A 26,400-nucleotide genomic window follows, 5' to 3' on the forward strand; every position below is an offset into this window, starting at 1 on the left:
ACTTAATCAGGTTTCGGAGGTCCGTGCTGGAAGGAGTTGCGAATGAGACGGGTCGTAGTCACAGGTCTCGGCATCGTGTCGTCGATCGGCAACAATGCCAACGAGGTGCAGGCCTCCTTGCATGATGCCAGGTCCGGCATCAGCTTTTCCGACTCTTTCGCCGAGCATGGCTTCCGTTGCCGGGTGTGGGGAGCGCCGACGCTGGATCCGTCGGGAATGATCGACCGTCGCGCTATGCGCTTCCTGTCGCAAGGTGCTGCCTGGAACCATGTCGCGATGGACCAGGCGATCGCAGACGCCGGCCTCGACGAGACCGACATCACCAACGAGCGCACCGGCATCGTAATGGGCTCCGGCGGACCGTCGACCCGTGCAATCGTCGAAGCGGCCGAGACGACGATCAAAAACGGCAGCCCCAAGCGGATCGGCCCGTTCGCGGTGCCAAAAGCGATGTCGTCGACCGCTTCAGCGACGCTTGCCACTTGGTTCAAGATCCACGGCGTCAACTATTCGATCTCATCGGCCTGCTCGACGTCAGCGCATTGCATCGGCAATGGCTACGAGCTGATCCAGTGGGGGAAGCAGGACATCGTCTTCGCCGGCGGTCATGAGGATCTCGACTGGACGATGTCGGATCTGTTCGATGCCATGGGCGCCATGTCGTCCAAGTTCAACGACAGGGCATCAGTCGCCTCGCGCGCCTACGACGTCGATCGCGACGGTTTCGTCATTGCCGGCGGCGCCGGCGTGCTGATTCTTGAAGAGCTCGAGCATGCCAAGGCACGCGGCGCCAAGATCTATGCCGAGATCGTCGGCTATGGCGCCACCTCCGACGGCTACGACATGGTGGCGCCGTCGGGCGAAGGCGCGGCTCGCTGCATGAAGCAGGCGCTCGCAACGGTGTCCTCGCCGGTCGACTATGTCAATACGCACGGCACTTCGACGCCGGTCGGCGACTCCAAGGAAATGGGCGCCATCCGCGAGGTGTTCGGCGAGAAGATGCCTTTCATCACGTCGACCAAATCGCTGACCGGTCATTCGCTGGGTGCGGCCGGCGTGCAGGAATCGATCTACTCGATCCTGATGATGCAAGGCGGCTTTATCGGCGAGAGCGCCCACATTGACAACCTCGATCCGGAATTCGAAGGCATGCCGATCGTGCGCAAGCGCATCGACGAAGCCAGGATCGACACCGTTTTGTCCAATTCGTTCGGTTTTGGTGGCACCAACGCTACGCTGATTTTCCAGCGCTATTCCGCATAAGGATTTGCCGACCATGGACGGATTGATGAAGGGCAAGCGCGGGCTTGTCATGGGCGTCGCCAACGATCATTCGATCGCCTGGGGCATCGCCCGCAAACTGTCCGAACATGGCGCGGATCTCGCCTTCACCTATCAGGGTGAGGCCTTCGGGCGCCGCGTCAAGCCGCTCGCCGAGAAACTGGGCGCATCGCTGGTGGTGCCTTGCGACGTCGAGGACAGCGCATCGGTCGCCGCGACTTTCGAGACTTTGGGCAAGGCGTGGGGCGGGCTGGATTTCGTCGTCCATGCCATCGGCTTTTCCGACAAGAACGAGCTGAAAGGCCTCTACGCCGACACCAGCCGCGACAACTTCATCCGCACCATGGTGATCTCCTGCTACTCCTTCACCGAGGTCGCCCGTCACGCCGCCACGTTGATGAAGGATAGCGGTTCGATGATCACGCTGACCTATGCCGGTTCGGTCCGCGTCATGCCGAACTACAACGTCATGGGCGTCGCCAAGGCCGGGCTGGAGGCCAGCGTCCGCTATCTAGCCAACGACTACGGCCCGCGCGGCATCAGGGTGAACGGCATATCGGCTGGACCGGTGCGGACGCTTGCCGGCGCCGGGATTTCCGACGCACGCCACATGTTCTCCTACCAGCAGCGCAACTCGCCGCTACGCCGCACGGTGACAATCGACGAAGTCGGCGGCTCAGCGCTCTATCTGCTGTCCGATCTGTCCTCCGGCGTCACCGGCGAAATCCACTATGTCGATTCCGGCTATCACATCGTGTCCATGCCGACGCTTGACGAGTTGAAGCAAACCGACGGCGGGCGGGAATAGCGCGAGCGACGTGTCGCCGGCTTGCCCCGCAGCGTTTCAGCGTCGCGCCGAGAAGACCTTGAACATGCCGTCGCGGGCGAGCTCCGCATGGCTGGAGAAGGCGGCCGCCAGCACCGGTTCGTAGGGAAGCTGACGGTTCGCCACCATGAACAGCCGGCCGCCCGACTTCAGCGCCTTGCCTGCCGCGCGGATCATGCCGGCACCGATTTCGGGCTCAGTCGCCCGGCTGCGGTGAAAGGGCGGGTTCATGGCGATCACATCGTAGCGGTGCTCGACCGGCTCGCTCAAAAGATCTATCCAGAAGAAACGTGGCTCCAGGCCTGTGTTGCCGACATTGACCTTCGCCGCCTCCAGCGCCTCGAAATCCGCTTCGTAAAGGTCAAGCGCCGATATGCCGGGTGAGCGGGCGGCGACTTCGGCGGCGACATAGCCCCAACCGGCACAGAAATCCGCAACGCTGCCACGCAGATCGTTGGGCAGATTTTCGACCAGCAGCTTCGATCCGGCATCGATCTTGTCGAACGAAAACATGCCTGGGGCCGTGCGGAAGCGGTCCTCGACCACCAAGTCCGGATTGGCGGCGCGAAGCGTTGCCGCGGCAACGGTATCGGCCGGCCGGCGAAACCAGAAGGCAATGCCGTGATGCTTCGGCAGGTGGCCTTCGGGCGGCACAAGGGCGCCGACATGCTTGCGCAGGCTGGCGATACCATCGTCCTTACCGCCGGCGACGACGATCAACCCGCCTGATGCCACGTGCTCGATCGCTTCTGCGACGCGCAACTCGTTTTGTCCGCGATGGCGGCCAGCGAGCACTAGCGCCGCGTCGAAAGCCTTGCCTTCCACTTGCGGCGTGACAGTGAAGCCGGATGCCTGCAAGGCACGAAAATGCGGCCTGAAGCCTTGGACGAGATGAAGCTTGGCATCAAAGCCTTCGGGTAAGCGAAAGCCGGGCTCGGCACCGAGAAAGAGAATGCATTCATCCTTTCGTGGCAGGGACACAGCCCCCGCCTCGAATGGATGGAAAAGCGTCTTCAGCGGCTCGGCGGACATTCACCACTCTTGAACTGCAAGGCTGTTGTTGAATGCAAACGGGCGCGACCTTCCGGCGCGCCCGCTTCGATTGCATAGTTAGATCAGCTTAGGCGGCGTTTTCTTCGCCTTCGCTCTTTTTGTCGCGAGCGATTTCCTTGCCGGTGGCCTGGTCGACGACCTTCATCGACAGGCGGACCTTGCCGCGCTCGTCGAAGCCCATCAGCTTGACCCAGACCTTGTCGCCTTCCTTGACGACATCGGAGGTCTTGGCGACACGATCATTGGCGAGCTGCGAGATGTGGACGAGACCGTCACGCGGGCCGAAGAAGTTGACGAAAGCGCCGAAGTCGGCGGTCTTGACGACCGTGCCTTCGTAGATCTCCCCGACTTCCGGCTCAGCGACGATGGTGTGTATCCACTTCTTCGCCGCCTCGATCTCCTTGGCGTTGGCCGAAGCGATCTTGACCGTGCCGTCATCCTCAATGTTGATCTTGGCACCGGTCTTTTCGACGATTTCGCGGATGACCTTGCCGCCCGAGCCGATCACATCGCGGATCTTGTCGGTCGGGATGTGCATGACCTCGATGCGCGGTGCGAACTCGCCGAGTTCGGCACGCGCGCCGGACAGCGCGTGGGCCATTTCGCCGAGAATGTGCTGACGGCCCTCCTTGGCCTGGTCAAGCGCGATCTTCATGATCTCCTCGGTGATGCCCTCGATCTTGATGTCCATCTGCAGCGAGGTGATGCCGTAGGCGGTGCCGGCAACCTTGAAGTCCATGTCGCCGAGGTGGTCCTCGTCGCCAAGAATGTCGGAGAGCACGGCGAAGCGCTCGCCTTCCTTGATCAGGCCCATCGCAATGCCGGCGACCGGCTTGGCAAGCGGCACGCCCGCGTCCATCAGAGCCAGCGAGGTGCCGCAGACGGTAGCCATCGAGGACGACCCGTTGGACTCGGTGATCTCCGAAACGACGCGCAACGTATAGGGGAACTGGTCGGCGGTCGGCAGCATCGGCCGGATGGCGCGCCAGGCGAGCTTGCCGTGACCGATTTCGCGGCGGCCCGGCGAACCCATGCGGCCGGTTTCACCGACCGAATAGGGAGGGAAGTTGTAGTGCAGGAGGAACTTCTCCTTGTACATGCCGGTCAGCGAATCGACATACTGTTCGTCCTCGCCGGTGCCGAGCGTGGCGACGACCAGCGCCTGGGTCTCGCCACGGGTGAACAGCGCCGAGCCGTGCGTGCGCGGCAGGACGCCGACTTCCGAGACGATCTTGCGGACCGTCTTCAGGTCGCGGCCGTCGATGCGCGAGCCGGTGTCGAGGATGTTCCAGCGTACGACCTTGGCCTGGAGTTCCTTGAATACGGTGCCGATCTGTTCGGACGTGTACTTGGCCTCTTCGCCTTCTGCCGGCGCGAACGCGGCCTTGACCTTCGCCTTGACGGCGTCGACGGCGGCATAGCGCTTCTGCTTGTCGGTGATCTTGTAGGCGTCGCGAAGCTCGCCTTCGACGATCTTGAGCATCTCGGCTTCAAGTGTGGAATAGTCCGGGGCGGTGAAGTCGCGCGGGTCCTTGGCCGCGACTTCAGCCAGCTTAATGATCGCGTCGATCACCGGCTGGAAGCCCCTGTGGCCGAACATGACGGCGCCCAGCATAAGGTCCTCGCCGAGTTCCTTGGCTTCGGACTCGACCATCAGCACGGCGTCGGCGGTGCCGGCGACGACCAGGTCGAGCTTCGATTCCTGCATCTCGTCGACGTGGGGGTTGAGCACATATTCGCCGTTGATGTAGCCGACGCGGGCGGCGCCGACCGGACCCATGAACGGCACGCCGGACAAGGTCAGGGCGGCGGAGGTGGCGACGATCGACAGGATGTCCGGATCATTTTCGAGATCGTGCTGGACGACAGTGACGACGATCTGGGTGTCGTTCTTGTAGCCTTCGGCGAAGAGCGGGCGGATCGGGCGGTCGATCAGGCGGGAAACCAGCGTTTCTTTCTCGCTCGGACGGCCTTCCCGCTTGAAATAGCCACCCGGGATCTTGCCTGCGGCGTAAGTCTTTTCCTGGTAGTTGACCGTCAGCGGGAAGAAATCGAGGCCGGGTTTCGGCTCGTTCATCGAGACGACGGTGGCGAGAACCTTGGTTTCGCCGTAGGTGGCCAGCACCGCGCCATCAGCCTGACGCGCGATCTTGCCGGTTTCGAGAATGAGCGGGCGGCCGCCCCATTCGATTTCCACTTTGTGGTAATTGAACATGTCTTGTCCTTCGTATGCGGAAAGGGCCGCGCCGTTTCAGCGTGCGCGGATGCCCCTTTCCCTTGGCTTCCTTTCTCGGGCAGCCACGGGCAAGACAACGGGAAGCTCGGCTGTTCGGCGCGGTGCCGCACGAGCGTCCTGCAATCCTGCCCCATGACCGTCCATGGGCGGTTTCGAATGGCCCTCTGCTGTTTCGAAACCGGGTTGGCCAATCGATCCGACTGGCCTTGCGCGTGAACCCGAAAACCAGGTTTTCGGAAAGTATCCTGCGCAAATCTAAAACTTCAGAGCGTCCTTTGCGTAGCCAAACCGGTGCGCGGCGCTCTGCTTTCTTCATTGGAGCCTTGGATGATCCGATGCTCCAATGCGCGACCGGCGGGCTCTCGAAAGAACCCGCCGGTCAATTCGTCAACGGCGCAGACCGAGCTTCTCGATCAGCGTCTGATAGCGCGCGTCGTCCTTGCGCTTGAGATAATCAAGCAGGCTGCGGCGCTGGGAAACGAGAGCGAGCAGACCACGGCGGGAATGGTTATCCTTCTTGTGGTCCTTGAAATGATCGGTCAGGTTCTTGATGCGCTCGGAAAGGATGGCCACCTGGACTTCCGGAGACCCGGTATCGCCCTTGGCGGTTGCGAATTCGCCCATCAATTCCTTCTTGCGTTCGGCAGTAATCGACATCGTGTTTTTCCTTGTCTGTTTGAGGAAACGGGACGCCCTCAGCCGGGATGTCGTCCAGCAGGGGCCGGTGCAAGCAACGCGTCAAAGCGCGAAGCTGCGGCGCATATAGTGCAATTCCGACAAAAAGGCCAGCCTAATTCACAAGCCGGCTTTTCGCTGCATAAACGGGCACTTCCGCCTAGTCAGAGCCATTTCTTCCATTTGAAGTACGCAAAGAGCCCGACCGCAACAAGCGCCATGAAGGCGAGCGACAGGGGATAGCCGTAATAGGCCTTCAGCTCCGGCATATTCCAGGGCGAGGTGTCGGGGTCGAAATTCATGCCCCATACGCCGACGAGAAAGGTAAGCGGCATGAAGATCACCGAGACGATCGTCAGGTAGCTGATGACGTCGTTGGTGCGCGCCTGGCTGAGCGACAAGTGCATCTCGATCAGGCCGGTCAGCATGTCGCGCTGGGTTTCGACCAGTTCGATCAATCGCAGCGAATGATCGAGCGTGTCGTTCAGGAATATCTTGGTTTCGGCCTTCACATAGGGCACGTCGTTGCGGATCATGGTCGCCAGCGCATCGCGCATCGGCCAAAGCACGCCCTTCAGCACATTGGCATCGCGCCGCAATTCGTGAAGCTGCCGCATCTGGTGCTTGTGCGCCTGGTGCAGCATCTGGTCCTCGATGCTGTCGACCAATTCGCCAGCAGCCTCGATCGGCGGGAAATAGCTGTCGACGATGGCGTCGATCAAAGCATAAGCGAGATAGTCGGCGCCGCGCGAGCGCAAGCGGTTGGGCACCGAGCTTGCGATCCGCTTGCGCACGGGATCGAATGGGTCGCCTTCGCGCTCCTGGAAGGTGACGACGAAGGTCTTGCCGAAGAAGACGGCGATCTGTTCGTAACGGTGCGCGGTGACGTCGTCGATCATCCTGACGACGACAAAGGCGTGGTCCTCGAAGAAATCCACCTTCGGCCGCTGACCGGTGTTGACGACGTCTTCCAGCGCCAGCGGATGCAGGTTGAAAATCCGGCCGATCTCCTCGATCAGCTGGATATTGGCGAGGCCTGTGCAGTCGAGCCAGATGACCGGCCAATTGTGGCAATGGGTGTTGACGTCGTCGATGCTGGCATTGTCGATCGTCTTGAACTTCTCGGGCGAGATCAACGTCAGCCTGAGCTCGGAGCGGCGCGCCGCCGGGTCGGCGATCAGCGTGCCCGGCGAAGCCCCAACCGGCGGCCTCCGTGTTTTGAGCGCCGCTCGTTTGTTGACCGTGTCAGCCTTTGCCATGTGCCCCCTCGAGTGCAGCGTCGAACGGCACTACAGCGCAGCGCATCCTTTCGGACGGCAAACGGCACCGTAGCGCCGTTGATTTAACGCATGATCGTTTCCCAAAATAGAATCCGGTTTGGAGATCATGCGCCGGGCGACAGCTGTTACCCGATAAAGACCCGCTTTGGCTTGAACATGCCTTGCTCGATAGCGCCGATGGCGACCAACTTGCCGCGCGCGGTGGCGCAAGCCTCCTCCGCTTCTACCGGCGCGTCACGGCCGCGAATGATGACCGGATTGCCGAGGCGGATTTTGGTTGCCGCATCATCGCTGATCGCGACCTGCGGCAGGCATTCGAGCGCGGCGGCGGTGTCGACCAGAAGTGCATCGATGGCACCGAAGTCGATCGGGGCGTCCGCTGCTTGCGGCTCGCCCTGCTCGCCGAAGCGGGCGGCTTCCAACTCGGCCAGGGTAACGAAATCTTCCTGCGTGAACGGCTCGACCTCGACCCGCCGCAGCTCGGCGATGTGGCCGAAACAGCCGAGCTCGCGGCCCATGTCGCGCGCCAGCGAGCGGACATAGGTGCCCTTGCCGCATTCGACCTCGAAGATGGTGCGATCGACCATATGCTCGACCAGGTCGAGCCGGCCGATCTCGACCTCGCGTGCCGGAATGTCGACCGTCTCGCCATCGCGGGCAAGGTCATAAGCGCGCTCGCCAGCGATCTTGATCGCCGAAAATTGCGGCGGCGTCTGCATGATGACGCCGGTATATTTCGAAAGCAGCGCCAGCACGTCGGCTTCCGCCGGACGGCGGTCCGAGCTTTTGGTCGCCGGGCCTTCGAGGTCGTCGGTCGAACGCTCCTCGCCCCAGGCAACCGTGAAGCGGTAGACCTTGGCGCCGTCCTGGACGTAAGGCACCGTCTTGGTCGCTTCACCAAGTGCGATCGGCAGCATGCCGGACGCGAGCGGGTCGAGCGTGCCGGCATGGCCGGCCTTCTCCGCCTGGAACAGCCACTTGATCTTGGAGACGGCTTCGGTCGAGCCCATGCCGACCGGCTTGTCCAGTATCAGCCAGCCCGAGATCGGCCGGCCCTTCTTCTTGCCGCGGCGCGCCACTATTCGCTGTCCTTCCGGTCGTCTTTGTCTTTGTCGTCGGCGCTGAGATCGCGCGCCACTTCGGGCGAGTGCAGCAATTCGTTGATCTTCTGGAAATTGTCGTAGCTGGTGTCGAGCCGGAAGCGGAATTCCGGCATGTACTTCATCTGCCGCAGCGCGCCGGAGACGCGGCCGCGGACGAACTTCGCATGCTTGTTGAGCGCTTCGACCACCGCACCGGCATCCTTGGCGCCAAGCGGCGAGACGAAGGCGGTGGCGATCTTCAGATCGGGCGACATGCGCACTTCGGAGACCGAGACCACGGCATTCTCGATCAGCGGATCGAGGATCTCGCCGCGCTGCAAGGTCTCGGACAGCGCATGGCGCACCTGCTCGCCGACGCGCAGCATGCGCTGGGATGGGCCAGCCGATGGTGGTCTTGGCATGAAAATCTCTTCTCTCAGTGCGGGTTCGAACCGCCTCAAACGGTTGACTTAGCGCCGTTGATCCGGCTTGGCTACCCCAAGGAACCTGCACCTCAGCTAATGTAAGGTGCGCGGCACTGAATGCTCTGTCTCCGGGCCGGCCTGTAATGAGACCATGAACGAAACGATCCTGTCGTATTCGGCTTTCAAATCGCTCTCGGACCCAAATGCACTCATCGGAATAAACCAGCCACCCTCTTGCGTCACAAAACCGATGCCGAATTCGGTCAGAGTAACTCGGCTTACGGATTTCCATCCGATGTGGATCTCTGTATCTGCGGCACGCTTTGAGATGCCGGCGACATCCACTCGGATCATGGTGGGTTCAGGCTCGAAATGAGCAACCTCGACTCGCCTCGCCAGAATGGGGCCGAGATTGATCATGATACCCGTGACAATGGTCATCATGCCCACAACTCCCGCGACTCCGGCCAAAGCACCGGAGCCGTCGAGATAGTTTGTGACAAGCACAAGCGGAATGCCAACGAGAAAGCAGTAAAACAACCGTCTCAGGGCGCCGAGACGACTTTCGCTCCGCGCCCTTGAGTAGACCCCTGAAAAATCGGCAGGAGACAGAACAAAGCGGTACTCAAGGCTTCGTTCTTGCTCCATATGCCGACACTACAGCGTCCTGGTCACCATCTCGACGCGGAAGCACTCGATGACGTCACCGACGCGCATGTCCTCGTAGTTTTGGAAGGCCATGCCGCATTCCTGGCCGGCCGGAACTTCCGAAACTTCGTCCTTGAAGCGCTTCAGGGTCTTCAGCGTGCCTTCGTGGATGACGACATTGTCGCGGATCAGGCGCACGCCCGCACCACGCTCGACCTTGCCTTCGGTGACACGGCAGCCGGCGATCTTGCCGACCTTGGTGATGTCGAAGATCTCGAGGATCTCGGCATTGCCGATGAAGGTCTCGCGACGCTCCGGCGAGAGCAGGCCGGAAAGAGCCGCTTTCACATCATCGACCAGATTGTAGATGATCGAATAGTAGCGGATCTCGATGCCTGCCGCAGCCGCGGCCGCGCGGGCCTGCGCATTGGCGCGAACGTTGAAGCCGATGATCGCAGCCCCCGAGGTTTCCGCCAGCGACACGTCGCTTTCGGTAATGCCGCCAGCCCCGGCATGGACGATGCGGGCGCGCACCTCGTCGGTGCCGAGATTGTCGAGCGCCGCGTTGATCGCCTCGATCGAACCCTGCACGTCGCCCTTGATGACCAGCGGGAATTCCTTCAATCCGCTGGTCTGCAATTGCGACATCATCTGTTCAAGCGAGCCGCGCTGGCCGGCATGCCTGGCCACCGCCTTCTCGCGCGCCAGACGCTGGCGATATTCGGTGATCTCGCGGGCTCGGGCCTCGTTGTTGACAACGGCGAAGCGGTCGCCGGCCAGCGGCGTACCTTGCAGACCGAGGACTTCCACCGGCATTGCCGGCGGCGCTTCCTTGACTTGCTCGCCGCGATCGTTGACGAGCGCGCGTACCCGGCCCCATTCGTTGCCGGCGACGAGGATGTCGCCCGGCATCAACGTGCCGGTCTGCACCAGCACCGTAGCGACCGGGCCGCGGCCCTTGTCGAGCTGGGCTTCGATGACCACGCCTTCGGCGGTGCGGTCCGGATTGGCCTTCAGGTCGAGGATTTCGGCCTGCAGCAGGATCGCTTCGAGCAACTTGTCGAGATTGATGCCCTTGGTCGCCGACACCTCGACATCCAACACCTCGCCGCCCATCGATTCGACGAACACCTCGTGGCGCAGCAGTTCCGAGCGCACCTTCTGCGGATCGGCGTCATGCTTGTCGATCTTGTTGATCGCCACGATTATCGGAACGCCGGCCGCCTTGGCGTGATTGATCGATTCGATCGTCTGCGGCATGACGCTGTCGTCGGCTGCCACCACGAGGATGGCGATATCGGTCGCCTGGGCGCCGCGGGCACGCATCGCCGTGAAGGCGGCGTGGCCGGGCGTGTCTATGAACGTGATCTTGTGACCGTTCTTCTCGACCTGATAAGCGCCGATATGCTGGGTAATGCCGCCGGCTTCGCCGGACACGACGTTGGCATTGCGGATGGCATCGAGCAACGAGGTCTTGCCGTGATCGACATGGCCCATGATCGTTACCACCGGCGGACGCGGCTGCAGGTCCTCCGGACGATCGGCGATGTTGAACAAGCCCTCTTCGATGTCGGACTCGGCGACGCGGCGGACCGTGTGGCCAAATTCGGTGGCGACCAGTTCGGCCGTGTCGGCGTCGATGACGTCTCCAGGCTTCAGGATCTGGCCCTGCTTCATGAAGAACTTGACCACGTCGACAGCGCGCTCGGACATGCGCTGCGCCAGCTCCTGGATGGTGATGGTTTCGGGCAGGATCACTTCACGCATGACTTTCTCGCGTGGCTCGTTATGCAACGCGCGCTTGAATTTCTCCTGACGACGGCGCATCGACGAGAGCGAGCGGGCGCGCGCATCCTCGTCGGAAAGAGCCGAATTCAGCGTCAGCTTTCCGCGGCGGCGGTCTTCCTCGCCCTTGGTCGGCTTGGCAGGACGTGCCACTTCGGGGGTGACGAGACGGCGCACCGGTGCACCGGCACCGGTCCGCTTCGGCTTGACCTCTTCCTCGTCATCGACTGTCGCCAGTTCGGCGGCGAGCGGCGCACGGCGGCGCGCCTCTTCCTCGGCACGGCGGCGGGATTCGGCCTCGGCTTGCAGCCGTGCCTCTTCCTCGGCCTGACGGCGAGCCGATTCCTCGCGCTCGCGGCGGCGGCGCTCTTCGTCCTCGCTGCGGCGCTTGGCCTCCTCGATGGCGCGCTGGCGATCCTCGACATCGCGGACCTTCGAGCCCTCGAGAGCCCGGCGGCGTGCTTCCATTTCCTGGCGCGACAACTCGTTCAGCACCATGCCGCCGCGTTCGAGCGGCGGCGCCTTGGGAGCTTCCTGCACGGCAGGCACTGCCGCAACCGGCTTCGGCGTGAAAACGGACACAGGCGCTGCCGCCGGCTCCGGCTTGTCGCCAGGCAGCGAGAACTTGCGCTTCTTGGTCTCGACGACCACCGACTTGGTGCGGCCATGCGAGAAGTTCTGGCGCACCGTGCCCTGTTCCATACCGGGGCGCTTCAGCGTCAAGGTCTTCTTCGGCGTAACACTCAGCGTCTTGTCGTCGCCCGATTTCGTATCGCTCATTCCATATCCTCTGCGGCATCATCCTCGTCAGCAACGGCCGCAAGCATTGCCAGATCGTCCGGGGAACCGCCCCGATATCGGTCGAGCGCAACCATGCGCTTCTGGACCGCCCTGCCCGCGTCTCCCGCGAGAACGGCAGCATGTATCACATTTGTACCCCCCAATGCCAAGCTCAACTCGGCCTCGGAGAAAAGTTTGTAAGCGCGGATCGCAGGCCCGCCGAGGTGGACGGTTGCCCGTCGCGCCTGGCTTATCTTGCGGACGCCATCGTCGGAAGCCTCGGTCGCGTGGAGCACGAAAAGTGCAAGTCCGCCGCGCACGGCACTCTCGACCTTGGTCGCTCCGAGCGCTATGGCGCCCGCCTTGCGGGCCAGGCCAAGCATGCCCAGAGCGGACCTGGAAAGCAGCGCGTCGACCATACCGCCAAGATCGGCTGGCACGCTCACCTGCGCCTTAAAAGCACGGGCAAACAGGTTTTTCGCCGCTGCCTTGTCTATATGTAGGCGGTCGGCCGTCACCCAGCAACCGCGGCCGGGCAGGTTTCTCTTGATGTCCGGAACGACGGCCGAATCCGGGCCGACGACGAAACGGATCAGTTCATCCGGTTCGGCTTGCCTGCGGGTGACGATGCAGGTGCGATCGTTCATCTCGTCCAAGGGCGGGTTCGGTGCGATGCGGTTTCACCTCACGCACCGACGGTTTCGTCAGCCGGCGCGCCCTCGGCGGCAAGCTCGTCTTCGGTGATCCAGCCAGCCTTCAGGCGAGCCGCCAGGACCATCTGCTCGGCATCGGCGCGTGATACGCCATGGTTGGCGAGCACACCCGGGAATACCTTCGTCTCGCCGTCCTTGCGTTCTTTCCAACCGGTCAGGTCGTCGGCGGCGTAGCCGGCGAAATCCTCGATCGTCTTCACGCCGTCCTCGCCGAGCGTCACCATCATAGCGGTGGTGATGCCGGGAATCTCGCGCAATTCATCCTTGACGCCGAGGGCCTTGCGCTTCTCGTCGTGCTCGGCTTCGATCTTCTCCAGATATTCGCGGGCGCGGGTCTGGATTTCCGAAGCAGTGTCCTCGTCGAAGCCGTCGATCGACGCGATTTCGCCGGAATCGACATACGCGACTTCCTCGACGCTGGTGAAGCCTTCGGAAGCGAGCACCTGGCCGACCATCTCGTCGACGTCGAGGGCTTCCATGAACAGCGACGATCGTTCGACGAATTCCTTCTGGCGGCGTTCGCTTTCTTCCTGCTCGGTCAGGATGTCGATATCCCAGCCGGTGAGCTGCGAGGCAAGACGGACGTTCTGGCCGCGACGGCCAATGGCCAGCGACAGCTGATCATCGGGAACGACGACCTCGATGCGCTCGGCATCCTCGTCGAGCACGACCTTGGCGACTTCCGCCGGCTGCAACGCATTGACAATGAAGGACGCCGCCGAAGGCGACCACGGAATGATGTCGATCTTCTCGCCCTGCAATTCACCGACGACCGCCTGGACGCGGCTGCCGCGCATACCGACGCAGGCACCGACCGGATCGATGGAGCTGTCGCGCGAGATGACAGCGATCTTGGCGCGCGAACCCGGATCGCGGGCGACCGACTTGATCTCGATGATGCCGTCGTAGATTTCCGGCACCTCCATGGTGAACAGCTTCGCCATGAACTGCGGATGGGTGCGCGACAGGAAGATCTGCGGGCCGCGCTGTTCGCGGCGCACGTCATAGACATAGGCGCGGACGCGATCGCCATACTTGTAGTTTTCGCGCGGAATCAGCTCGTCGCGGCGGATGATCGCCTCGCCGCGGCCGAGATCGACGATGACGTTGCCGTATTCGACGCGCTTGACGGTGCCGTTGACGATCTCGCCGATACGGTCCTTGTATTCGTCATATTGCCGGTCGCGCTCGGCCTCGCGCACCTTCTGCACGATGACCTGCTTGGCCGACTGGGCGGCGATACGGCCGAAATCCATCGGCGGCAGCTGTTCGGCGATGAAATCGCCGAGCTGGGCGTCCGGATTTCGCTCGCGCGCCGAGGAAATGGCAATCTGGGTCGCGTAGTCGTCGACCTTCTCGACCACTTCCATCAGCCGCTGCAGCTTCATCTCGCCGGTATTCGGATTGATATCCGCCCGGATATTGGTTTCCTGGCCGTAGCGCGAGCGCGCGGCCTTCTGGATCGCATCGGCCATGGCGGCGATGACGATCGACTTGTCGATCGACTTTTCACGCGCGACCGCATCGGCGATCTGCAGCAGTTCAAGCCTGTTGGCGCTTACAACCATCTTGTTTCTCCCGAGCTTGTCGCCGACCTTACCGCCGGCAGCCCAATCACATTTCCTGTTCGGTTTCGTCTTCCGCACCCGCTGGTGCGTCTTCGGGTTCGCCGCGGCGTTTCCTGGCTTCCTTGCGCGCCCGGTTGTCCTTCGACAGTGCATCGCGGATAAGATCGTCGGTCAGAACCAGCCGCGCTTCGGCAATCGCATCGTAGGGAACACGCACCGTCGGCTCCTCGCCGTAAGCGGCCTTGTCGCGCTCGATCACCACACCGTCCGCGTCGCTTTCGGCGATCTTGCCCTTGAAGCGCTTGCGGTCGGCGACGAGGACAGACGTCTCCATCTTCACCAGATGGCCGGCCCAGGCTGCAAAGTCCGATTTGCGGACCAGCGGCCGGTCGATGCCCGGCGACGACACTTCGAGATGATAAGCCTTCTCGATCGGATCATCGACATCGAGCGCCGGCGACACCGCCCGGCTGACCTCTTCACAATCCTCGACCGTCATGGTGCCGTCCTCGCGCTCGGCCATGATCTGCAGCGTCAGCCCGTTCTGGCCCGACAGGTGCACACGTACCAAGCGGAAGCCAATGGCGCGCAGTACCGGCTGAACGATCAGCGCGATGCGCGCATCGATGCCGCTTTCGCGGATGATGCGGTCGTCGCCTTCGCTCGCCGTCACTGTCATTCGGTCCTGTCGCTCGATCCCTGTTGGTCGGCAGGTAATAAAAAAGAGCGGGACCGGGTGGACCCACTCTTCGTCATACCGACCAAGAATTTGAAGCTGATATAGACGATCATGGTCCTCGTTTCAAGCCCGTCCTGCATGACGGCAAGGCACCGAGTCCGCAGCGCTGCGCCAAATGCATGGCGCCCATGCAGTTATCCCCCTTTGAGCACCGGCCACGCACGACTATCTATGTTGCATTGCACAATTGGAGCGCTCACTGCGCTCGAAAGGGTACGATCATGAACAATCGTGGATTTTTTTCAGCCATAGGCGATGTCTTTAGCGTGTTCGGCAGCGCCGTAGCAGCGTCGCGGGCTGTGGAAAACGGTCGCAAGCCGCGTGCGCATGATCTGCGCAATCTCGGCATGGAGCCGGCAGCCTTCGACAAGATCCGTCGCTTCTGAGCCAAGTGAGCGCCGAGAGCCTTCGGCCGCTCGCCTTTACTCAGCTCTAATTTCCCGCTTATTTCCGCACGAAGGTCAGATAGGCGGGCCGTCGGCCTTCGCGAATGGCCTTGGCCTCATAGCGCGTCCCCGGCCAGCCATCATAGGGCCGATGCCAGTCGGCTGCTTCGTTTGCCTGCCACGTGAAGGCGCCGTGGGCCCGGCAATGCAGCAGCGTCCAGTTCACATAGCTGTCGATGTCGGACGCAAAGTGGAACTTTCCGCCGTGCTTCAGGACGCGCGCGAAGCGGTCGAGATTGACCGGGCTGACGAAGCGCCGCTTCCAGTGCTTCTTCTTCGGCCACGGATCCGGATAGAGGAGGTCAATGCCGTCAAGCGAAGCCTGCGGCAGCCAGTCCAGCAGGCGCGTGGCGTCGTCATCATAGACGCGCAGATTGGCAAGCGGCCGCTCCCGGACCGCCATCATCATCTTGGCCATGCCGTTGACGAAAGGTTCGACGCCGATAAAGCTGGTCGCCTGGCTGGCCGTAGCACGGTGCAGAAGATGTTCGCCGCCGCCAAAACCGATTTCGAGCTGGACAGCGGAAACTCCGGCTTCGAAAAGGCTGCGCAGATCGGCCGGTGGTCCAACCGTCAGATCGAGCTTGTAGGCGGCAAAGCCGCTCTCCAGCGCCGCTGCCTGCTGTGGTCGAATGGTCTTGCCGCGCCGGCGACCGAAAAAGGCCTCGGTCGCACGGCTTGGCCGGTCCTTCGGGTCCATAGGCGCCGCGGTTAGGCGGCGACTGCTTCGGCGACCGGTTCGGCGAGAGCGTCCTTGAGCGCCTTGGCGAGATCGGTCTTCTCCCAGGAGAAGGATCCGTCGCGGCCGGCCTTGCGGCCAAAATGGCCGTAGGACGACGTCTTGGCATAGATGGGCTTGTTGAGATCGAGGTGGCGGCGGATGCCGGACGGCGACAGGTCCATCACGGTGCGCAGTGCACGCTCGAGCTTTGCCTCGTCGACCTTGCCGGTGCCGTGGAGGTCGACGTAGATCGACAGCGGCTGGGCGACACCGATCGCATAGGAAAGCTGGATAGTGCAGCGATCGGCGAGCTTCGCGGCAACCACGTTCTTGGCGAGATAGCGCGCCGCATAGGCGGCCGAGCGGTCGACCTTGGTGGTGTCCTTGCCGGAGAAAGCGCCGCCGCCATGGGGCGCAGCCCCACCGTAGGTGTCGACGATGATCTTGCGGCCGGTCAGGCCGGCGTCGCCGTCGGGCCCGCCGATGACGAACTTGCCGGTCGGGTTGATGTACCAGTTGCAATTGTCGGCGATCTTCAGGTCGCCCAGTGCTTCGCGAATATAGGGCTCGACGACGTTGCGCACCTTCTTCGAATCCCATGTCTCATCGAGATGCTGGGTCGACAGCACGATCTGCGTCACTTCCGCCGCTTTGCCGTCGACATAGCGGACGGTGACCTGGCTCTTGGCATCTGGCCCGAGCCTGCCTGCATCACCGCTGCCTTCATGGCGCGCAGCGGCCAGCAGTTCGAGGATCTTGTGGCTGTAATAGATCGGCGCAGGCATCAGGTCCGGGGTTTCGCGGCAGGCATAGCCAAACATGATGCCCTGGTCGCCGGCTCCCTCCTCACCTTGCCGGTCGGAGGCGTTGTCCACGCCTTGGCCGATATCCGGCGACTGGCCGTGCAGCAGGACCTCGATCTTGGCCGTCTTCCAGTGGAAGCCGGCCTGCTCGTAGCCGATTTCGCGGATTGCCTTGCGGGCGACCGACTTGAACTTGGCCGGGTTGACAATCGGATGGCCGGCCGCATCCTTCAGGACATTGCCCTCCTTGTCCTTCTTGAGCAGCGTCTCGGGGACGCGCACCTCGCCGGCGATGACAACGCGATTGGTTGTCGCAAGCGTCTCGCAGGCAACGCGGACCTTCCACGGGTCCATGCCGGTCTTTCTGGCTTCGCGATAGACGAGATCGACAATCTCGTCGGAGATGCGGTCGCAGACCTTGTCGGGATGGCCCTCGGCAACGGATTCCGAGGTGAAGAAGTAATTGTGCCGCGTCACGGGTGTCCCCTCTTGAAAAAATATCGGCAGGCCGCCGATTTTGGCGCGCCAGTTGTTAACGGTGCCGGGCGCCGGTCGTCAAGCCATGCAGCCGTTCTGGCATGAATTTTGACGTTATTTATCTTTGCATCCCGAGACGGCGGCAGGGCGCACTGCGATCAGCCCTTGCGCCAACAGACTGAGGGAAAACGGCTTCGAGGAAGCGTGTCGAGCAAAATCGATCCGCGCTTTGGCGCATCTGCGGAATGCACATCCCTCGATGCGGGCAAGCGCGAGAAATTGCCTGCCCAGCCACGACGAACTCTACCTCTTTGAACTCTTCGCGAGCCAGTCAATCGACCTCGTCGGTGGAGAGCGACTTCACAAGCTCAATGATCTTACGGCGCACTTTCACGTCGGCGATCTTGACGAAGGCGCGATTCAGCTGGAGCCCTTCCGGGCTGCCGCAGAATTCGACGGCGGAGGTCATCGACGCATCCTCGGCAAATCCACGGTTGCCCACGGGCTCCTGACCGGGCGCATCCTCGAAAAAGAAGGCGACGGGCACGCCGAGTATGGAGGCGATTGCCTGCAAACGGCTGGCGCCAACGCGATTGGTGCCCTTTTCGTACTTTTGGATCTGCTGGAACGTTATGCCGAGGTTTTCGCCCAGTTTTTCCTGGCTCATTCCCAGCATATTGCGGCGAAGCCGGATGCGGCTTCCGACGTGGATGTCGATCGGATTCGGCTTTTTCTTGTTTTCTTCTGTCATTTTGTCCTCGCCGAATTTTTCCGGCTTTTTCTACTTTGCTGCCCAAACGACGCCGCGGCCCGTGCCCCAACAGAACGACCTTATCGACTTCGAAAATTTTCAGGCGCTTACAGTATGAGTTTCTAATGTGTCGGCTGTCAATTCGCCCGTAGCCTTTGCCTTACGTTCAAAATGCATGCCGCTACGGCGAGCAAAAACATGATCAGCATTCCGTTAATGCGTCGTTGGCTGGAGGAAACGATGGCTTGGTTGGAGATCGGCACACGCACATCGATGGCGCCGCGTGCATCGATTGCCAGCGCGTCGACGATGCGACCGTGCGGGTCGACAACGGCCGAAATGCCGTTATTAGCCGCGCGCAACAGGGGCACCCCATTCTCCACCGCCCGGATCTGCGCCTGCCTGAAGTGCTGGTACGGCCCCGGCGTGTCGCCGAACCAAGCGTCATTGGTGACGTTCACAATAAGCGCGGCTGTCGTAGCGTCAACCGCGACGAGATCGGGAAAGATGACCTCATAGCAAATAAACGGCAGCGCCCGCATACCGCCGGGCAGCGCGATCGGGTGCCGCTCATTGCCGGCCGCGAAGGTCATCGGACCGGCAACAAGCTGCTCAAGCCCGAGGCGGCCGAGCAGATCGGCGAAAGGCAGATATTCGCCGAAGGGGACCAGGTGGACCTTGTCCACGGCATCGACGATTTCGCCCCTTTCGTCGATCGCCACGACCGAGTTGTAGTAACGGCTGCGAGCCGCCGAGCCGCCTTCCTCGCGAACGACGCCGGCAAGCAGCATCTGGCCATCGCCAAGCATCTCTCCGATGGCAGGCAAGGCATCCGGACGTTCGGTGAACAGAAACGGCACGGAGGTCTCCGGCCACAGGATCAATTGCGGCCTGTCATGGCCGGGTTCCGGTGCCCTGGCCGAAAGCCCCATCATGGTGGCGAAGATGCGGTCACGCACCGAGGCATCCCATTTTTCCGTGAGATCGACGGCAGGTTGCACGATACGGACGTCGAGGCTATGGGCCGCCGGTTTTTCGGGGGCGGCGAGCCGGATATAGCCGAAGCCGGCATGGGCGGCGACGAGAACGACAAGCAACGCCGCGCCGAGGCGAAGATGCTGGCGCGCCGCAAGCAGCGCCGGCAGCGCGAAGACGAAGACCGCCAGCGCGTTCATGCCGACCATGCCGGTCACCGAGACGCTCTGCATCAGCAAAGGCACCGGCATCGCCGCATAGCCGACGGCATTCCACGGAAAGCCGGTGAACAGGAAGCCGCGCAGCCATTCCGCCAGCGCAAAGCCGAAGGCGAGCGCGGCGATGCGGCCGATGTCGTTGCTCCACAACAGCCGGGCAACCACGGCAGCGAAACCGTAAAAGAAGGCCAGCGCGAGGGGGATGCCGACCACCGCGAACGGCAAGGCCCAGGCAAAGCTGTCGGCCTCGACCAGAAGCGCCGAGCCGACCCACCAGAGACCGGCAAGAAAGTAGCCGAAACCGAACCACCAGCCGACGGCGAAAGCCGGCCGCAAGCGCCGCAGAAAACCGTCCGAGGCTTCGCCGGTCGCGCCATCGAGAAGCCACACCAGCAGTGGGAACGAAACGAAGCAGACGGCGAAGAAATCGTAAGGCGCCTGGGCAAGAACCGCCAGCGCCCCGGCAAGAAACGCCACCAGCGCGCGCCGCCAGCCCCAAAGCAGAATTATCCGGCCGGCCTGGCGCTCCATCAATGCTTCCGAGTCGTGCGAATCAGGACGCAAGATTTATCAGGCCGCGGGCTTGCCTCCAAACAAACCCTAAGCCTGCTCGGTGCGCACGGCGCGGCGCCGCCGCTCGCCCTTCAAGGTCTCGACGATGCGCACGCGCTTGACGCGGCGCGGATCGGCGTCGAGCACATGGAACTCGAAGCCGGGTATGGCCTGCACCACTTCGCCGCGCGCCGGCACCCGGCCAAGCGTGTTGAAGATCATGCCGCCGATCGTGTCGACATATTCGCCGTGCTCGCCGGCGGCGAAATCCTCGCCGATCATCTTGGCGACATCGTCGATCTCGGCCTTGCCGTCGACGATGAAGACGCCTTCGCCGGCCTGTGTAATCATCGGCTCGTCCTCGTCGTGCTCGTCCTCGATGTCGCCGACCACCATCTCGACGATATCCTCGAGCGAGACGAGACCGTCGGTGCCGCCATATTCGTCGATGACCAGCGCCATCTGGGTGCGCGTCGTCTGCATCCGTCCCATCAGGTCAGAGGCGAGCATCGACGGCGGCACGAACAGCACCGGTCGGATCAGGTTGAGATCGCCGATGGTGCGCGCCAGATCGACCTGGGCGAGATCGAGAACCGTCGCGACCGGGGTTTTCCTGGTCGTCCTGCCCTTTCTGACGCGGGCGACCTTGGTGATATGCGCCAGCACGTCGCGGATATGAACCATGCCGCGCGGGTCGTCGAGCGTCTCCGAATAAACCGGCATGCGGGAGTGGCCGGACTGTTCGAACAGCCCCAGAAGATCGCCGAGCTTCGTCGTGATCTCGACCGCCTCGATGTCGGCGCGCGGCACCATGACGTCCTCGACCCGCACTTCGCGCAGGCGCAGGATGTTATTGAGCATGGCGCGTTCGCCGGGCGAGAAGGATTCTGCATCGCTCGCCGTTTCGGCAAGCGCACCGGCAATTTCCTCGCGCAGGCTGGTGCCGTTGCGATGCCTGAAAAGCCCGAGCACGCGATCGAACAGGGAAGGACCGGCAGGCGATGCCTCGGTGGCGAAGCTGCCGGTCGTGGTACTCGGACTCGAGCCCTCTTCCGTCGTTTCGGAAGGCTTGATCACACTGCCGGCGTCGGAGCGGGCGGCAGTCTCTGGTTTGTCGTTCATCATCGTCCGGTCAATTGGTCTTTTGTAATTACGTGTAGGGATCGGGAATGGCAAGCCTCGCAAGTGCTGCGCGCTCTGTCGCTTCCATCAGATCCGCTTCGGCATCCGTTTCGTGATCATAGCCCAGCAAATGCAGCAGGCCATGGATGACGAGATGGGAGATATGGTCCTCGACGGGCTTGTCTTCCAGTGCCGCCTCGCGCGCGACAGTCTCGGCGGCCAGCACGATGCCGCCGAGCATCGGCGGCAGAGGCCCGCCCCTGGTAAAGGGAAAAGCCGGAAAAGACAGGACGTTGGTCGGCTTGTCCTTGCCGCGCCAGCCGGCATTGAGCGTACGGATATGGGCATCGTCGGAGAAGACGATGCTGAGCTCGGAACGGCCGTCCGCACCGGTTTCGACAAAGGCGGCCGATACGGCGTGGTCGACCAGCCGCGTCAGCGTCGTCTCGTCGGGCCAGTCGCCCGCCTCTATGGCGATATCGATCTCGACGGGAAGCGGCCCTCCCGCCTTTTGCTCCTCAGCCATGCGGCCGCATAATCATATCAGCTTTCGACACCTAAGCCCCTGGCCAGCTTGCCGTCACGGTCGTAGGCCTTGACGATCTCGGCGACCAGCGGATGTCTGACGACGTCGCCTTCATTGAAGCGGACCGTCACCATGCCGGTAACGCCGTCGAGAATTCTCAGCGCCTCGACCAGGCCGGACTTGGTGTTCGGCGGCAGATCGATCTGGGTCGGATCACCGGTGACGATCATGCGCGAGTTCTCGCCGAGCCGGGTCAGGAACATCTTCATCTGCATCGGCGTGGTGTTCTGCGCCTCGTCGAGGATGACGGCGGCATGCGCCAGCGTACGGCCGCGCATGAACGCCAGCGGCGCGATCTCGATGACCTCGGCGGCAATCGCCCGCTCGACCTTGTCGGCCGGCATCATGTCGTAGAGCGCGTCATAGAGCGGCCGCAGATAGGGATCGACCTTCTCCTTCATGTCGCCCGGCAGAAAGCCAAGCCGTTCGCCGGCCTCGACCGCGGGGCGCGACAGCACAATGCGTTCGACCATGCCGCGTTCGAGCAGCATTGCCGCGTGCGCCACCGCCAGGTAGGTCTTTCCGGTGCCGGCCGGGCCGATGCCGAAGACGAGTTCCGACCGCTCCAGCGCGCGCATATAGGCGTCCTGGTTCAGCGAGCGGGCATAGATGGTCTTCTTGCGTGTCGATATCTGGGCGGCGGACACCTTGCCCTTGCGCTCCAGCGTCGGCAGCGTCAGCTGGTCGTCGGTGGCGATCGCCATGCGCACCGCACCGTCGACATCGGACTGGCCGATATCAGTGCCTTTCTGCAGAATGCCGTAAAGATTGTCCAAGGCGCGGCGTGCCTGCTCGGCGGCCGAGGAAGAGCCCTTGATGGTCAATTGGTTGCCACGCGAGCGGATGTCGACGCCGAGCTTCTGCTCGAGCCTGGCCAGATTCTCGTCGAACTGGCCGTAAAGGGCGCTGGCAAGCTTGTTATTGTCGAAAGTCAGTACGATGTGCGCCATATCCGAGGCCCCGGAGGGTAGATTCTGGGGCAGGTTCTTGACTTCAGCAGCGCTCAACCGTCTCTCCTCATCTGCCGAGGCCTTCAGGCCAATTCGGCGAACAGGCTGTTGTAGCCTGTCTTCGTGATTCGTACCCGGATAATGTCACCGATTTCGCCAGCCTTTTCATCAACAATAACCGGCTGCAGCCACGGCGAGCGGCCAACCTTCTGGCCGGCTTGGCGGCCCGGCTTTTCGATCAGCGTGTCGATGGTCTTGCCGACCAGGCTTGCGCCGAAATGCTGCTGCTGTTTCAGAAGCAGCGCTTGCAATCGCTGCAGGCGCTCGTCCTTGACGGCCTCCGGCACCTGATCGTTCATTTCGGCGCCCGGCGTGCCGGGCCGCGGAGAGTATTTGAACGAGAAGGCCGAGGCATAGTTGACGTCTTCCACCAACTGCATCGTCGCCTCGAAATCCGCTTCCGTCTCACCGGGAAAGCCGACGATAAAATCGCCGGACAGTGCGATGTCGTTCCGCGCGGCACGGATGCGGTCGATCAACGTCAGGTAGTCCTTGGCCATATGCCTGCGGTTCATCGCCTTGAGTATGCGGTCGGAGCCGGATTGCACCGGTAAATGTAGATAGGGCATCAGCGCAGGCAAATCACGATGGGCGGCGATCAATTCATCGTCCATGTCGCGCGGATGGCTGGTCGTGTAGCGCAGCCGCGCCAGACCTGGAATCTCTGCGAGCCTGAACAGCAGCCGGCCAAGGCCCCATTCCTCGCTGTCTTCGCCTCTTCCATGCCAGGCGTTGACGTTCTGGCCGAGCAGCGTCACCTCGCGCACGCCGGCATCCGCCAGGCGCTCGGCCTCGGCGACGATCTGTGCCACCGGCCGCGAGACTTCCGAGCCGCGCGTATAGGGCACGACACAGAAGGTGCAGAATTTGTCGCAGCCTTCCTGAACGGTCAAGAACGCCGTCACGCCGCGCCTGATCAGTTCGGCGCGCTTGGGCTGCGGCAGATGCTCGAACTTGTCCTCGACGGCATAGTCGGTCTCGACGATCTTTTCTCCGCTCCGCGCCTTCGCCAGCACACCGGGCAGCCGGTGGTAGGTCTGCGGGCCGATGACCAGATCGACCAACGGCGAGCGACGGATGATCTCGGCGCCCTCGGCCTGCGCCACGCAGCCGGCGACGCCGACCAGCATTTCGCGCCCGGCCTTGGCACGTTCCGCCTTCAACTCACGGATGCGCCCAAGTTCGGAATAGACCTTTTCCGCCGCCTTCTCGCGGATGTGGCAGGTGTTGAGCAGCACCAGATCGGCCTCGCCAATGGCGTCTGTCGCGGCATAGCCGTCGATGGCCAGAGCATCGGTCATGCGCTGCGAATCGTAGACGTTCATCTGGCAGCCATAGGTCTTGACGAAGACCTTCCTGGTCGCGGCAGGCAGAACGACCAGGTCTTCGGCGGCAGCGCCGATGTCGTCGCGTTCTATCGTGTTCAATTCCATTTCGCGGCTTCTAGCGCCTTTCCCTGACAAAAAACAGACGAATCTGGCCGGTACCGAGCAGACTACCGGCTCGGGCGCGGTTCGGCGAGCGCCGCCTGCACCATCTCGCGCACCTGGCGTTCCATCTGCTTTGCCGTCTCCTTGCGGCTGGACCCCTTGGAGAAAGCAATCGCCTCGCCAAAATGCACCTCGACGTCGAGAGCGCCCTCGGCCATCAGCACCTTGAGGTGCGGCATCAGCTCCTCATCGCCGATCCAGGCGGCAACCGGCCGATGCCGGCGGCCGAGTGGCACGCCATGCAGGCGCGTATAAACGATCGCCACCGGCTGGATGAAGACCTGTTCGGCCGCCCCTTCAGCAATCGCCATCGTAGCGGCGCCGAACAGTGTGCTCTTGAACGGCAGGATCATGTTGCCGTCGCCGGTCGAGCCTTCGGCGAACAGCACCATGGCGTCCCCCTTGGCCATCCGGCGGGCGATCTCGCTCGCCTGGTCGCCCGACGAACGTTTGCGCTCACGTTCAATGAAGACGGTGCGTTGCAGCTTCGACAGCATGCCGATCAGCGGCCAGCCGGCCATGTCGGCTCTGGCGATGAACGTCACGTCGACCATCGATCCCAGCACCATGATGTCGGTCCAGGAGATGTGGTTGGCGGCGACCAGCAATGGGCGTTGGCCGGATAGCGCCCCTTTGACATGGATGCGCAGCCCGAGCGCCCTGATGATCATCCTGTGCCAGATCTTCAGGATGAAGGTCTCGCGCCAGAGCCCGGTCTTCATCGACAAGACCTGCAGCGGCACAAGCACCAATGAGCCGACGACAACCAGCCCCAGCGCCAGGAAAATCCTGATTTTTCCGATCATCCGCACCACCCCGGCGTTTGGCTAGCGAAGATCGCGGCGCATGACAAGGGCGCCGGTCGGGCCGTGCTCCGGCGACTTGTAATAGTTGGCGCGCTTGCCGACCTCGCGGAAGCCCAGCCGCCGGTAGAGCGCGATCGCGGCGACGTTGGTCTCGTCGACCTCAAGGAAAAGCGCCTCGGCGCGCTGTGCGTGCAGTTCACGCAGCACCGCATCCATCAATTGCCAGCCGAGCCCCCGGCGCCGGTGCGAGCGTGCCACTGCGACCGTCAGGATCTCCCCCTCGCCGGCGGCCAGCCGCGCCAGGACGAAGCCCACCGGCGGCTTGGCGCCCTGTCCGGTCTCGCGCGCGGCATAGCCGAACACCGTGTCCTGCTCGAGCAGCGCGGCGAATTCGTCGTCGGTCCACGGCCGCGCGAAATCCTCGCGATGCAGCACCGACATGGCCGCGCTGTCGGCAACCGTCAGCGGCTCGATCGCATAGTCCCTGCGACGCGGCTGGAGGAATGGAATACGCATCAGTTTTTTTGCCTGGATAGAACAAAGCCGGCCTGCGGCTTGGCGTCGGCGCCCCGCAGATAAAGCGGTTTCGGCTTTTCGCCCTCGCCGTGTTTACCGGCACCTTGGGCCGCGGCCAGCCGCGCATAGACAGCGATGTCGGCGGTGGCCGCCGTCTCACCGAGATCGAAGCTGCGTCCGGCCGCCGCGGCAATTTGGGTTGCCGCCGTGCCCGCCAGAACCGGAGAGATGTCGATCGCCATGGCTGCGGCGTGCGAGAGCGTGGTCACAGCCGGACCATAGATCAGAACCGACCTCTCATCGTAAAGTGCCGCATGGATCTCCTCGCGGCCTGCATCGAGCGCTGCGATCACGGCGCGGCGGGGAAATATCGCTGCGGTCTCTGCCGCCAGTGCCTCCAGAGTCGTCACGCCGATCGCCGGGATTTTCAGCGCCAGCGCCAGGCCGCGCGCCGCCGAGACGCCGACACGCAGTCCGGTGAAGGAGCCCGGACCGGTTGAAACGGCAATGGCGCCGAGGCTGGCATAATCGCTTCCGGCCGCCTTCAACGCGCCTTCGATGACACCCATCAGATGCTCGGCATGACCCTTGCCGAGATCGAGCACCGAACGGCCGAGTTCTTTCCCGGCCGCCGCGTCGTAGACGCAGGCGGCGCAGAGATTGGCGGCACAGTCGATGGCAAGCAACTTCATGAAGCGGCCGGTTGAGACAGTTTCGAAAACAGCTTCCCTCTGCCCGCCAGAGCTGATCCCCGCAAGGGAATAATGGATAAATCGTCAGGCGACTTGGCTTCGGCGCGGGTCCAAGAATGTAAGTTCCAACGCACGCAATCGCCA

The 26,400-nt window shown here is 62.7% G+C and carries 25 protein-coding genes; 3 read left to right on the forward strand and 22 right to left on the reverse strand.

The annotated features are described in order from the left end of the window. Nucleotides 1-42: 42 nt before the first annotated feature. Nucleotides 43-1,263 carry a beta-ketoacyl-ACP synthase I gene (fabB, locus tag NKH80_RS06210; protein WP_352990274.1) on the forward strand — a complete coding sequence of 407 codons (1,221 nt, stop codon included), beginning with the start codon at nucleotides 43-45 and terminating at the stop codon, nucleotides 1,261-1,263. Between the two features lie 13 nt (nucleotides 1,264-1,276). After that, nucleotides 1,277-2,089 (forward strand): enoyl-ACP reductase FabI, encoded by an 813-nt coding sequence (gene fabI, locus NKH80_RS06215; RefSeq protein ID WP_023719555.1) that lies wholly within the window; start codon nucleotides 1,277-1,279, stop codon nucleotides 2,087-2,089. A 36-nt stretch (nucleotides 2,090-2,125) separates the two neighbouring features. On the opposite strand, the gene NKH80_RS06220 is transcribed toward fabI, so the two are convergent. The 11 genes from NKH80_RS06220 to rimP all read right to left on the reverse strand — a co-directional run bounded on the left by NKH80_RS06220 (nucleotide 2,126) and on the right by rimP (nucleotide 15,031). Beyond that, nucleotides 2,126-3,139 (reverse strand): class I SAM-dependent methyltransferase, encoded by a 1,014-nt coding sequence (locus NKH80_RS06220; RefSeq protein ID WP_352990277.1) that lies wholly within the window; start codon nucleotides 3,137-3,139, stop codon nucleotides 2,126-2,128. Nucleotides 3,140-3,227: 88 nt separating this feature from the next. Beyond that, nucleotides 3,228-5,375: a polyribonucleotide nucleotidyltransferase gene (pnp, locus tag NKH80_RS06225; protein WP_352990279.1), complete on the reverse strand. Its 2,148-nt coding sequence runs from the start codon at nucleotides 5,373-5,375 to the stop codon at nucleotides 3,228-3,230. A gap of 408 nt (nucleotides 5,376-5,783) precedes the next feature. After that, on the reverse strand, nucleotides 5,784-6,095 hold the full coding sequence (gene rpsO / locus NKH80_RS06230) for a 30S ribosomal protein S15 (RefSeq protein WP_280940423.1): 312 nt from the start codon (nucleotides 6,093-6,095) through the stop codon (nucleotides 5,784-5,786). A gap of 140 nt (nucleotides 6,096-6,235) precedes the next feature. Continuing rightward, nucleotides 6,236-7,330, reverse strand: a complete 1,095-nt coding sequence (gene corA, locus NKH80_RS06235; protein WP_254816272.1) for a magnesium/cobalt transporter CorA — start codon at nucleotides 7,328-7,330, stop codon at nucleotides 6,236-6,238. A gap of 146 nt (nucleotides 7,331-7,476) precedes the next feature. After that, entirely contained in the window at nucleotides 7,477-8,430 is a 954-nt protein-coding gene (gene truB, locus NKH80_RS06240; protein WP_352506143.1) for a tRNA pseudouridine(55) synthase TruB, read from the reverse strand. Beyond that, nucleotides 8,430-8,855, reverse strand: a complete 426-nt coding sequence (gene rbfA / locus NKH80_RS06245; protein ID WP_254816270.1) for a 30S ribosome-binding factor RbfA — start codon at nucleotides 8,853-8,855, stop codon at nucleotides 8,430-8,432. The genes truB and rbfA overlap by 1 nt, the downstream gene beginning before the upstream one ends. 96 nt (nucleotides 8,856-8,951) lie before the next feature. Continuing rightward, nucleotides 8,952-9,302, reverse strand: a complete 351-nt coding sequence (locus tag NKH80_RS06250; protein WP_352506142.1) for a hypothetical protein — start codon at nucleotides 9,300-9,302, stop codon at nucleotides 8,952-8,954. Nucleotides 9,303-9,515: 213 nt separating this feature from the next. Further along, nucleotides 9,516-12,071 (reverse strand): translation initiation factor IF-2, encoded by a 2,556-nt coding sequence (gene infB / locus NKH80_RS06255; RefSeq protein ID WP_352990282.1) that lies wholly within the window; start codon nucleotides 12,069-12,071, stop codon nucleotides 9,516-9,518. Beyond that, a complete protein-coding gene (locus tag NKH80_RS06260; protein WP_352644408.1) occupies nucleotides 12,068-12,718 on the reverse strand; it encodes an RNA-binding protein in 651 nt (216 codons plus the stop codon). Before NKH80_RS06260 ends, infB begins: the two co-directional genes overlap by 4 nt. Nucleotides 12,719-12,756: 38 nt before the next feature. Then, nucleotides 12,757-14,352, reverse strand: a complete 1,596-nt coding sequence (nusA, locus tag NKH80_RS06265) for a transcription termination factor NusA (RefSeq protein ID WP_352686820.1) — start codon at nucleotides 14,350-14,352, stop codon at nucleotides 12,757-12,759. A gap of 46 nt (nucleotides 14,353-14,398) precedes the next feature. Continuing rightward, nucleotides 14,399-15,031, reverse strand: coding sequence for a ribosome maturation factor RimP (gene rimP, locus NKH80_RS06270; protein WP_254816265.1), 633 nt, complete (start codon nucleotides 15,029-15,031; stop codon nucleotides 14,399-14,401). A 281-nt stretch (nucleotides 15,032-15,312) separates the two neighbouring features. On the opposite strand from rimP, the gene NKH80_RS06275 reads away from it, so the two are divergent. Then, on the forward strand, nucleotides 15,313-15,477 hold the full coding sequence (locus NKH80_RS06275; protein ID WP_254816264.1) for a hypothetical protein: 165 nt from the start codon (nucleotides 15,313-15,315) through the stop codon (nucleotides 15,475-15,477). A 58-nt stretch (nucleotides 15,478-15,535) separates the two neighbouring features. Here NKH80_RS06275 and trmB read toward each other — a convergent pair whose 3' ends face one another. The 11 genes from trmB to tsaB all read right to left on the reverse strand — a co-directional run bounded on the left by trmB (nucleotide 15,536) and on the right by tsaB (nucleotide 26,256). Next, on the reverse strand, nucleotides 15,536-16,237 hold the full coding sequence (trmB, locus tag NKH80_RS06280; protein ID WP_352506139.1) for a tRNA (guanine(46)-N(7))-methyltransferase TrmB: 702 nt from the start codon (nucleotides 16,235-16,237) through the stop codon (nucleotides 15,536-15,538). Between the two features lie 11 nt (nucleotides 16,238-16,248). Continuing rightward, entirely contained in the window at nucleotides 16,249-17,538 is a 1,290-nt protein-coding gene (gene metK / locus NKH80_RS06285) for a methionine adenosyltransferase (protein WP_023719567.1), read from the reverse strand. 331 nt (nucleotides 17,539-17,869) lie between these two features. Next, nucleotides 17,870-18,289, reverse strand: a complete 420-nt coding sequence (locus NKH80_RS06290) for a helix-turn-helix domain-containing protein (RefSeq protein ID WP_023676895.1) — start codon at nucleotides 18,287-18,289, stop codon at nucleotides 17,870-17,872. A 137-nt stretch (nucleotides 18,290-18,426) separates the two neighbouring features. After that, nucleotides 18,427-20,013 (reverse strand): apolipoprotein N-acyltransferase, encoded by a 1,587-nt coding sequence (gene lnt, locus NKH80_RS06295; RefSeq protein WP_352506138.1) that lies wholly within the window; start codon nucleotides 20,011-20,013, stop codon nucleotides 18,427-18,429. Between the two features lie 69 nt (nucleotides 20,014-20,082). Beyond that, nucleotides 20,083-21,156 carry a hemolysin family protein gene (locus NKH80_RS06300; RefSeq protein ID WP_352702339.1) on the reverse strand — a complete coding sequence of 358 codons (1,074 nt, stop codon included), beginning with the start codon at nucleotides 21,154-21,156 and terminating at the stop codon, nucleotides 20,083-20,085. Nucleotides 21,157-21,184: 28 nt separating this feature from the next. Further along, entirely contained in the window at nucleotides 21,185-21,682 is a 498-nt protein-coding gene (gene ybeY / locus NKH80_RS06305; protein ID WP_352740329.1) for an rRNA maturation RNase YbeY, read from the reverse strand. Between the two features lie 17 nt (nucleotides 21,683-21,699). After that, on the reverse strand, nucleotides 21,700-22,692 hold the full coding sequence (locus tag NKH80_RS06310) for a PhoH family protein (RefSeq protein WP_352464821.1): 993 nt from the start codon (nucleotides 22,690-22,692) through the stop codon (nucleotides 21,700-21,702). Nucleotides 22,693-22,775: 83 nt separating this feature from the next. Further along, entirely contained in the window at nucleotides 22,776-24,185 is a 1,410-nt protein-coding gene (miaB, locus tag NKH80_RS06315) for a tRNA (N6-isopentenyl adenosine(37)-C2)-methylthiotransferase MiaB (protein WP_352990284.1), read from the reverse strand. Between the two features lie 62 nt (nucleotides 24,186-24,247). Next, nucleotides 24,248-25,048 carry a lyso-ornithine lipid O-acyltransferase gene (gene olsA, locus NKH80_RS06320; RefSeq protein WP_352506135.1) on the reverse strand — a complete coding sequence of 267 codons (801 nt, stop codon included), beginning with the start codon at nucleotides 25,046-25,048 and terminating at the stop codon, nucleotides 24,248-24,250. Nucleotides 25,049-25,069: 21 nt separating this feature from the next. Then, entirely contained in the window at nucleotides 25,070-25,564 is a 495-nt protein-coding gene (gene rimI / locus NKH80_RS06325; RefSeq protein WP_254816257.1) for a ribosomal protein S18-alanine N-acetyltransferase, read from the reverse strand. Beyond that, nucleotides 25,564-26,256, reverse strand: coding sequence for a tRNA (adenosine(37)-N6)-threonylcarbamoyltransferase complex dimerization subunit type 1 TsaB (gene tsaB / locus NKH80_RS06330; protein ID WP_352506134.1), 693 nt, complete (start codon nucleotides 26,254-26,256; stop codon nucleotides 25,564-25,566). The genes rimI and tsaB overlap by 1 nt, the downstream gene beginning before the upstream one ends. Nucleotides 26,257-26,400 lie beyond the last annotated feature (144 nt).

This window comes from Mesorhizobium sp. M0904, assembly GCF_040319475.1.
GTDB lineage: Bacteria > Pseudomonadota > Alphaproteobacteria > Rhizobiales > Rhizobiaceae > Mesorhizobium.

Bases quoted from the DNA above. Each gene is read 5' to 3' on its own strand.
- fabB (WP_352990274.1), top strand. From the start codon at position 43: ATGAGACGGGTCGTAGTCACAGGTCTCGGCATCGTGTCGTCGATCGGC.
- NKH80_RS06250 (WP_352506142.1), bottom strand. From the start codon at position 9,302: ATGATGACCATTGTCACGGGTATCATGATCAATCTCGGCCCCATTCTG.
- NKH80_RS06260 (WP_352644408.1), bottom strand. From the start codon at position 12,718: ATGAACGATCGCACCTGCATCGTCACCCGCAGGCAAGCCGAACCGGAT.
- pnp (WP_352990279.1), bottom strand. From the start codon at position 5,375: ATGTTCAATTACCACAAAGTGGAAATCGAATGGGGCGGCCGCCCGCTC.
- nusA (WP_352686820.1), bottom strand. From the start codon at position 14,352: ATGGTTGTAAGCGCCAACAGGCTTGAACTGCTGCAGATCGCCGATGCG.
- rimP (WP_254816265.1), bottom strand. From the start codon at position 15,031: ATGACAGTGACGGCGAGCGAAGGCGACGACCGCATCATCCGCGAAAGC.
- infB (WP_352990282.1), bottom strand. From the start codon at position 12,071: ATGAGCGATACGAAATCGGGCGACGACAAGACGCTGAGTGTTACGCCG.
- corA (WP_254816272.1), bottom strand. From the start codon at position 7,330: ATGGCAAAGGCTGACACGGTCAACAAACGAGCGGCGCTCAAAACACGG.
- ybeY (WP_352740329.1), bottom strand. From the start codon at position 21,682: ATGGCTGAGGAGCAAAAGGCGGGAGGGCCGCTTCCCGTCGAGATCGAT.
- rimI (WP_254816257.1), bottom strand. From the start codon at position 25,564: ATGCGTATTCCATTCCTCCAGCCGCGTCGCAGGGACTATGCGATCGAG.
- olsA (WP_352506135.1), bottom strand. From the start codon at position 25,048: ATGATCGGAAAAATCAGGATTTTCCTGGCGCTGGGGCTGGTTGTCGTC.
- NKH80_RS06300 (WP_352702339.1), bottom strand. From the start codon at position 21,156: ATGAACGACAAACCAGAGACTGCCGCCCGCTCCGACGCCGGCAGTGTG.
- NKH80_RS06220 (WP_352990277.1), bottom strand. From the start codon at position 3,139: ATGTCCGCCGAGCCGCTGAAGACGCTTTTCCATCCATTCGAGGCGGGG.
- rbfA (WP_254816270.1), bottom strand. From the start codon at position 8,855: ATGCCAAGACCACCATCGGCTGGCCCATCCCAGCGCATGCTGCGCGTC.
- NKH80_RS06275 (WP_254816264.1), top strand. From the start codon at position 15,313: ATGAACAATCGTGGATTTTTTTCAGCCATAGGCGATGTCTTTAGCGTG.
- fabI (WP_023719555.1), top strand. From the start codon at position 1,277: ATGGACGGATTGATGAAGGGCAAGCGCGGGCTTGTCATGGGCGTCGCC.
- miaB (WP_352990284.1), bottom strand. From the start codon at position 24,185: ATGGAATTGAACACGATAGAACGCGACGACATCGGCGCTGCCGCCGAA.
- lnt (WP_352506138.1), bottom strand. From the start codon at position 20,013: ATGGAGCGCCAGGCCGGCCGGATAATTCTGCTTTGGGGCTGGCGGCGC.
- NKH80_RS06290 (WP_023676895.1), bottom strand. From the start codon at position 18,289: ATGACAGAAGAAAACAAGAAAAAGCCGAATCCGATCGACATCCACGTC.
- tsaB (WP_352506134.1), bottom strand. From the start codon at position 26,256: ATGAAGTTGCTTGCCATCGACTGTGCCGCCAATCTCTGCGCCGCCTGC.
- trmB (WP_352506139.1), bottom strand. From the start codon at position 16,237: ATGGACCCGAAGGACCGGCCAAGCCGTGCGACCGAGGCCTTTTTCGGT.
- NKH80_RS06310 (WP_352464821.1), bottom strand. From the start codon at position 22,692: ATGGCGCACATCGTACTGACTTTCGACAATAACAAGCTTGCCAGCGCC.